General features: G+C 40.1%; 4 protein-coding genes and 1 pseudogene. 2 read left to right on the top strand and 3 right to left on the bottom strand.

Features of this window, described 5'->3' with window-relative positions; genetic code table 11:
- Positions 1–497: 497 nt before the first annotated feature.
- Positions 498–1,127, bottom strand: coding sequence for a type I restriction enzyme HsdR N-terminal domain-containing protein (locus tag CUN59_RS18680; RefSeq protein WP_104389254.1), 630 nt, complete (start codon positions 1,125–1,127; stop codon positions 498–500).
- Positions 1,128–1,404: 277 nt separating this feature from the next.
- Here CUN59_RS18680 and CUN59_RS18675 point away from each other — a divergent pair.
- Positions 1,405–1,608, top strand: a pseudogene (locus CUN59_RS18675) (Uma2 family endonuclease); the annotation flags it as partial.
- A 129-nt stretch (positions 1,609–1,737) separates the two neighbouring features.
- On the opposite strand, the gene CUN59_RS18670 reads toward CUN59_RS18675, so the two are convergent.
- Together CUN59_RS18670 and dnaK are read right to left on the bottom strand one after the other, a co-directional pair.
- Complete coding sequence (locus CUN59_RS18670; protein ID WP_104389253.1) at positions 1,738–2,730, bottom strand: DnaJ C-terminal domain-containing protein; 993 nt, start codon at positions 2,728–2,730, stop codon at positions 1,738–1,740.
- 191 nt (positions 2,731–2,921) lie between these two features.
- Positions 2,922–4,976: a molecular chaperone DnaK gene (dnaK, locus tag CUN59_RS18665; protein ID WP_104389252.1), complete on the bottom strand. Its 2,055-nt coding sequence runs from the start codon at positions 4,974–4,976 to the stop codon at positions 2,922–2,924.
- Between the two features lie 262 nt (positions 4,977–5,238).
- Between dnaK and CUN59_RS18660 the strand changes: the two genes are divergently transcribed.
- Positions 5,239–5,702, top strand: a 464-nt coding sequence (locus CUN59_RS18660) for a M28 family peptidase (RefSeq protein WP_133164051.1), incomplete at its 3' end; no start/stop codon positions are given.

Below are 5,702 nucleotides of genomic sequence, written 5' to 3'. Positions count from 1 at the left end.
AGCATGATATATTATTTTTGAAAAGGGCGTAATACATAATATTAGAAAAACCTCAAATGTTCTTTGCTCTTACTTGGCTATGCCTCGTATTGATTGAGAACGATTTCGGTTTTTCCCGCCTTATATCCCGCCACTGATTAGGAGTACCAAATTCAGTGGGGGACTTACGGCGTAGTAGTTAAATCCCTTGGGTAAGTAGCCAGGTAGAAATAAATTAAAGTTTGTAGTCAGGACTTTACCGCTATTACATCAATGCATTACCAGTTTTGAGAACCCAATTCAAAAAGCCTCTGCACAGCTAAAGCTGGTATGCGAAAATCTACCTATTTACGATTTGGGATTTAGAAATAATGTAAGTTGCTATAGCAATCCTAAATGATACGTGAGAGTTCAATAAGGCTCAAAAGCTTAGAAAACAAGGATTTTTATCTACGTATTTTCTCACGATTGGGGGTAGGAGTGCTATGGTTAAGTGCACTGAGTAAACTTTGAAAAATTCAAGCAGTTACCAATTGAGTTAAATGCTTGAGAATACGCAGCACGTCGTACAATTCATTTCCAGGATTACGCATTAAAAAACCTTTTGATAAAGCATAACGGGGTGGTTTTCCTTTTACTAATTTCACAAAAATAAACTCGCTACCTGTAGCAATCATTCCAAAACTGGGTTTATCAGGATAGGGATTACCTAACATATAAGAGAGAATTTGTGCGAGTCCTTCTTCAATAGAAAAAGAAGATTTTTTTGATTCAATAATCATCACCCAAAATTGGTCTTTTAAAACCAAAATATCCATTCGTCCTTTGATGATTACGTCTTCATCTGGTACGGCAATATCTATAGATTCTTCTGATTTTACATAAAAGGGAGATAAGTAAAAATTACCGATAAAAAGTATCGGATCTACAATTGCCATACGGACAACATCTTCCAGTAATGGCGGATAATTGAGAAGATTCAAATAACCGGCTTTTACTTTGTCTAAAAGTTGTTTATCTAAATCCGTAAGTTGTGGTAGTTCTTCTTGCCATTCCGGGAAGAATTGTCCATCTAAAACTAACTCAATACCAAAATTATCAATTAAGTAGCGTAAATCAATATCTCTAGCTTGGACTGTTTGTGTCATAATTGGGGGATTGGTGATTGGTGATTGGGAGTGAACCGCAATATTTAACTCCCATGATGAAAATTATATACAAATTATTATGGCAGTTTGCAGAACAATGACGTACAGAATCAAAATTGAAACCTAGACACTAAAGATGAATGGCATTTAACCGTAATAAATTATAGTAAAAACCTTGTTTCAAGGCATTACTGAAATACTAACTCATGACAGACACTTTACCCAAGAAGGGTTTACTACACTATTTGAATAAATCAACAACTTGAAATCTTGGGAGTATCGCACTATTTCCACCTTTCAAGAATATATTTTAATTGACCAATATTCAATGCACGTTGAGCAATACTGCAAAATTGGTGATAATAAATGGGTATTTTCTGAATTTGCAGATCCAGAAGCTGGATTAAATTTAGCCTCTGTTCCCTGTCAAATTCTGTTAGTTGATATCTACGATAAAGTTGAATTTAACGTAGAAGAATAATTTAATAAAGATGTAGTTTAATTCACCCACAAATTACGATCATCTTTTTAATCCTTAAATCCTGTACTTCGACTATGGTTAAGCCACGCAGGCTATCGCTCAGTAACCAGAAATCCTGATTCTGAACAATTAAATTAAATCAGCACGGGGTTTAAAAGTTTCTATTTCTCGCAATTTTTCATAAAGTTCCCGTTCTTGGGGACTAATATTTTTAGGGGTTACTATCTGAATTTCCACTAATTGATCACCGCGTTGTCCATTTTCGCCAGGGTAGCCTTTGTTACCAAGACGGAATCTTTGCCCGGATCTGACACCAGGGGGTATGGTCATTTTCACTGGACCATCAAGGGTAGGTGCTTCAACTTGTCCGCCTAAAGTTGCTTCACAAGGAGTTACAGGTACTTGACAAAAGATGTTAGAACCTTCGAGTTTAAATAATGAATGGGGATCAACGGTAATTTTTAAGTATAAATCACCACCACTAATCCCTTGATTGCGGAGGCGGATGGTTTGCCCTGTCACCATAGCTGGGGGCATAGTCACTTCCAGCGATCGCCCGTCTTCTAAACGTATTCTTTCATTACCACCTTGATAAGCTTTTTCTAAAGGTAAAGTTAATCTGGCTTCTATATCCCTGCGGTTACTGCGGGGTGGAGTATTGACCGTGTAAGCAACTTTAGTTCTAGGAGTGCGGAAGGGGTCGCTAGTGGTGGTATTTCCGGGGCTATTTTTGGGTTCTTTGCGGTTGCTGACACCAATTACTTGATTGACAAAACTTTCAAAATCGTTAAATTGGCTAGGGTCTACATCTTGACTAGAACGACCATTAGTGCGGGTATCCCAACCTTTAGGTTTAGGTGTTTGTTTATTCCCAGCAAAGCCGTTTTGTTGCCAATAGCGGCTAAATTGGTCATATTGCGATCGCCTGCTAGGATCGGAAAGAATTTCATAAGCCTCACCGATGGTTTTAAATTTTTCCTCGGCTTCCTTATTTCCCGGATTAAGATCAGGGTGATACTGTCTGGCTAAACGACGATAAACCTTTTTAATTTCTTCGCTAGAAGCATCTTTAGAAACTCCTAAAATCTCGTAATAATCGCGAAAATTTTGCAAATTTTGCATAATCTGTTATTTAAATGTTTGTTGTCAGTTGCTTCGCCATGAGCGTAGCGTGGCGTTAGCCATACGGTCAGTTGTCAGTTGTCAGTGATGCTTCTACTTATCACTAACACTACAAATATTGAAAGTTAGATTTTAGACTGAAGATAGTTAATCCAAAATCTAAAATCTAAAATCCAAAATCTAAAATTATCTTAGAGCCAATCATCGTCATCATCCCAGTTATCCTGGTAGCTGGGGCGTTTGCTGCGGGTAGGACGACTTTCATAATTGGGAGAACGACTTTCTCGACTTTCTCGATTGTCTCTACTAGAACTGCGATTAGATGAGTCTCGTTCCCGATAATTATCTCGATAAACATCCCGTTCTGATTCTTTTTCACCCACGAAGATATCGCGGATAGCACCAAATAAATTATCATCTTCATCCTCAGCATAATACTGACGGACTTCTCTATTCAGTTCATACAGAGCATCTTGTAAATCAGCGTAAGCCTGATCAATGCCACGATCTTCATTTGCTTGTAAACTTTCCCGTAGGTTGCGACAAATATTATCAATGCGTTGACGACGGTTACGGGCAAATTGCATTCCCATTTCTAACGCTACTTCCCGTAGTTGTCGTTCTGCTTGCAATATTAATGCTTCAGCACGGGTACGTTTTTCAACTCGTTCCTTGCGTTCTCTGTCAACATTGGCATATTTTTGGGCATCCTGAATCATCCGATTAACTTCTGACTCACTCAGAGTAGAAGCGCCTTGAATGGTGATGCTTTGTTCCCTGCCCGTAGTCCGATCTAGGGCTGTTACCTGCAAAATCCCATTAGCATCAATATCAAAAGAAACCTGCACTTGGGGAATGCCTCGCGGTGCTGGAGGAATGCCATACAATTTAAACCGTCCCAAGGACTTGTTATCTGTGGCCATGTCCCTTTCACCCTGCACTACATTGATTTCTACACTATTTTGGTTATTTTCTGAAGTAGAAAAGATATCAGAACGACGGACAGGGATAGTTGTATTACGGGGAATAAGTTTTTTCATCACACCACCGATAGTTTCTAAACCCAAAGATAGGGGTGTGACATCTAACAGCAGGATATCTTTCATTTCGCCAGCAAGAACACTGGCCTGAATAGCTGCACCCACGGCTACAACTTCGTCAGGATTAACATTTTCACTAGGTTCAATGCCAATTAAATCTTGTACTAGCTGTTTTACCATGGGTATTCTCGTAGAACCGCCAACTAATACGACTTCTTCAATATCTACAGGAGACAGTCCGGCATCTTTTAACGCTCGTTTGACTGGTGTTCTGATTCTACCTAGTAAGTCTACACATAAACCTTCAAATTGCGATCGCGTCAGCCGAGTTTCTAGGTGTTTTGGCCCATCCTCTGTGGCGGTAATGAAGGGTAAATTAATATCAGTGACGCTAACGGCAGAAAGTTCAATTTTCGCCTTTTCCGCGGCTTCCATTAACCGTTGCAAAGCTTGGCGATCGCGTCTTAAATCCACACCCTCTGCTTCTAAAAATTGTTCTGCTAACCAATCAACTACTTTTCTGTCAAAATCATTACCACCCAGTTGAGTATCTCCACTGCTGGATTTCACCTCAAATACGCCGTCACCTACTTCCAGAATAGACACATCAAAAGTTCCCCCACCCAAGTCAAAAACTAGGATAGTTTCTAAATCACCACGATCTAGTCCGTAAGCCAAAGATGCCGCCGTTGGTTCATTAAGAATCCGTAACACATCTAAACCGGCAATTCTGCCCGCGTCACGGGTAGCTTGACGTTGGGAATCATTAAAATAAGCGGGAACAGTAATCACAGCCCCGGTAACAGGTTCACCTAAATAACGACTAGCATCATCAGCTAATTTCTTCAGCACCATTGCCGAAATTTCCTCCGGGGCAAATTCCTTATTTAACCGGGGACAAGCAACTTTAATATTGCCAATTTCATCTTTACGAATGGTGTAAGGTACGCGCTTAGAATCAGGGTTTAATTCACCATATTTGCGACCAATAAAGCGTTTTACCGCAAAAAAGGTATTTTGGGGATTGAGAACAGTTTGCCGTCTGGCCATTTGCCCAACCACCCTTTCACCTTCCTTACTAAAGCCAACGACGGAGGGGGTTGTTCGCATTCCTTCTGCATTGGCAATCACCACCGGCTTGCCACCCTCCATCACGGCGACTACTGAGTTGGTTGTACCCAAGTCGATGCCAACTACCTTGCCCATGCGTTACTTGTCTCCTGTTGCGTGTTTTATAAATTTATTATGATAGGATGAGATTGCTTTTAGCTTGGTGCTAAATGAGGTCAACCGTCCAATAGTATAATAGTCATCATTAAATCAGGAATTAAAGAAATTTTAGCTTAACCTGTACCTGCTACTTACTTGCTAAACTAGGATAACATTTTAAGAAAGGGAACAGGGAACAGGGAACTCTTAACAGGGAATAGACAAGAAATTTACTAATCACTAATCTCTCATCAATAAGTTGAATTTAAAACAGCGTTTACAAAACCATCTTCGGGAAGTAGCGAGGGAACGCAATCCCTATATGGACAGTGCGGCACATTTCTTTGTTCAAGAATACATTCGCCAGCAATTGGGACAATGGGGAAGTGTGGAAATCCACACCTTTGAAGTTAGAGGTAAAAGCTGTAAAAACTTGATTTTAAATTTACCTGGTGCAACCGCAAACCAGCAAACAGGTGTGGCGGTTTTATTAGAATTTGCCAGAAGTTTTGCCGAAACCCCCGCGAGATATCCTTTGCGGTTGGTGGCTTTTGATATGGAAGAATATGGACTACTGGGTAGCGCTGATTATGCAGCCCACTTACACCAACAAAAGCAACCTCTCCGCTTGATGATATCTTTAGAAATGTTGGGATATCGAGATGCTACTCCTGGTTCTCAAAAATACCCCTTTCCTTTACAGTTCTTTTATCCCAATCGTGG

The organism is Cuspidothrix issatschenkoi CHARLIE-1, assembly GCF_002934005.1.
Classification (GTDB): Bacteria; Cyanobacteriota; Cyanobacteriia; order Cyanobacteriales; family Nostocaceae; genus Cuspidothrix; species Cuspidothrix issatschenkoi.
The sequence above is the reverse complement of the archived record's forward strand: the minus strand, read 5'-3'. Positions and strand labels throughout refer to the sequence as shown.

Bases quoted from the DNA above. Each gene is read 5' to 3' on its own strand.
- CUN59_RS18680 (WP_104389254.1), bottom strand. From the start codon at position 1,127: ATGACACAAACAGTCCAAGCTAGAGATATTGATTTACGCTACTTAATT.
- CUN59_RS18670 (WP_104389253.1), bottom strand. From the start codon at position 2,730: ATGCAAAATTTGCAAAATTTTCGCGATTATTACGAGATTTTAGGAGTT.
- dnaK (WP_104389252.1), bottom strand. From the start codon at position 4,976: ATGGGCAAGGTAGTTGGCATCGACTTGGGTACAACCAACTCAGTAGTC.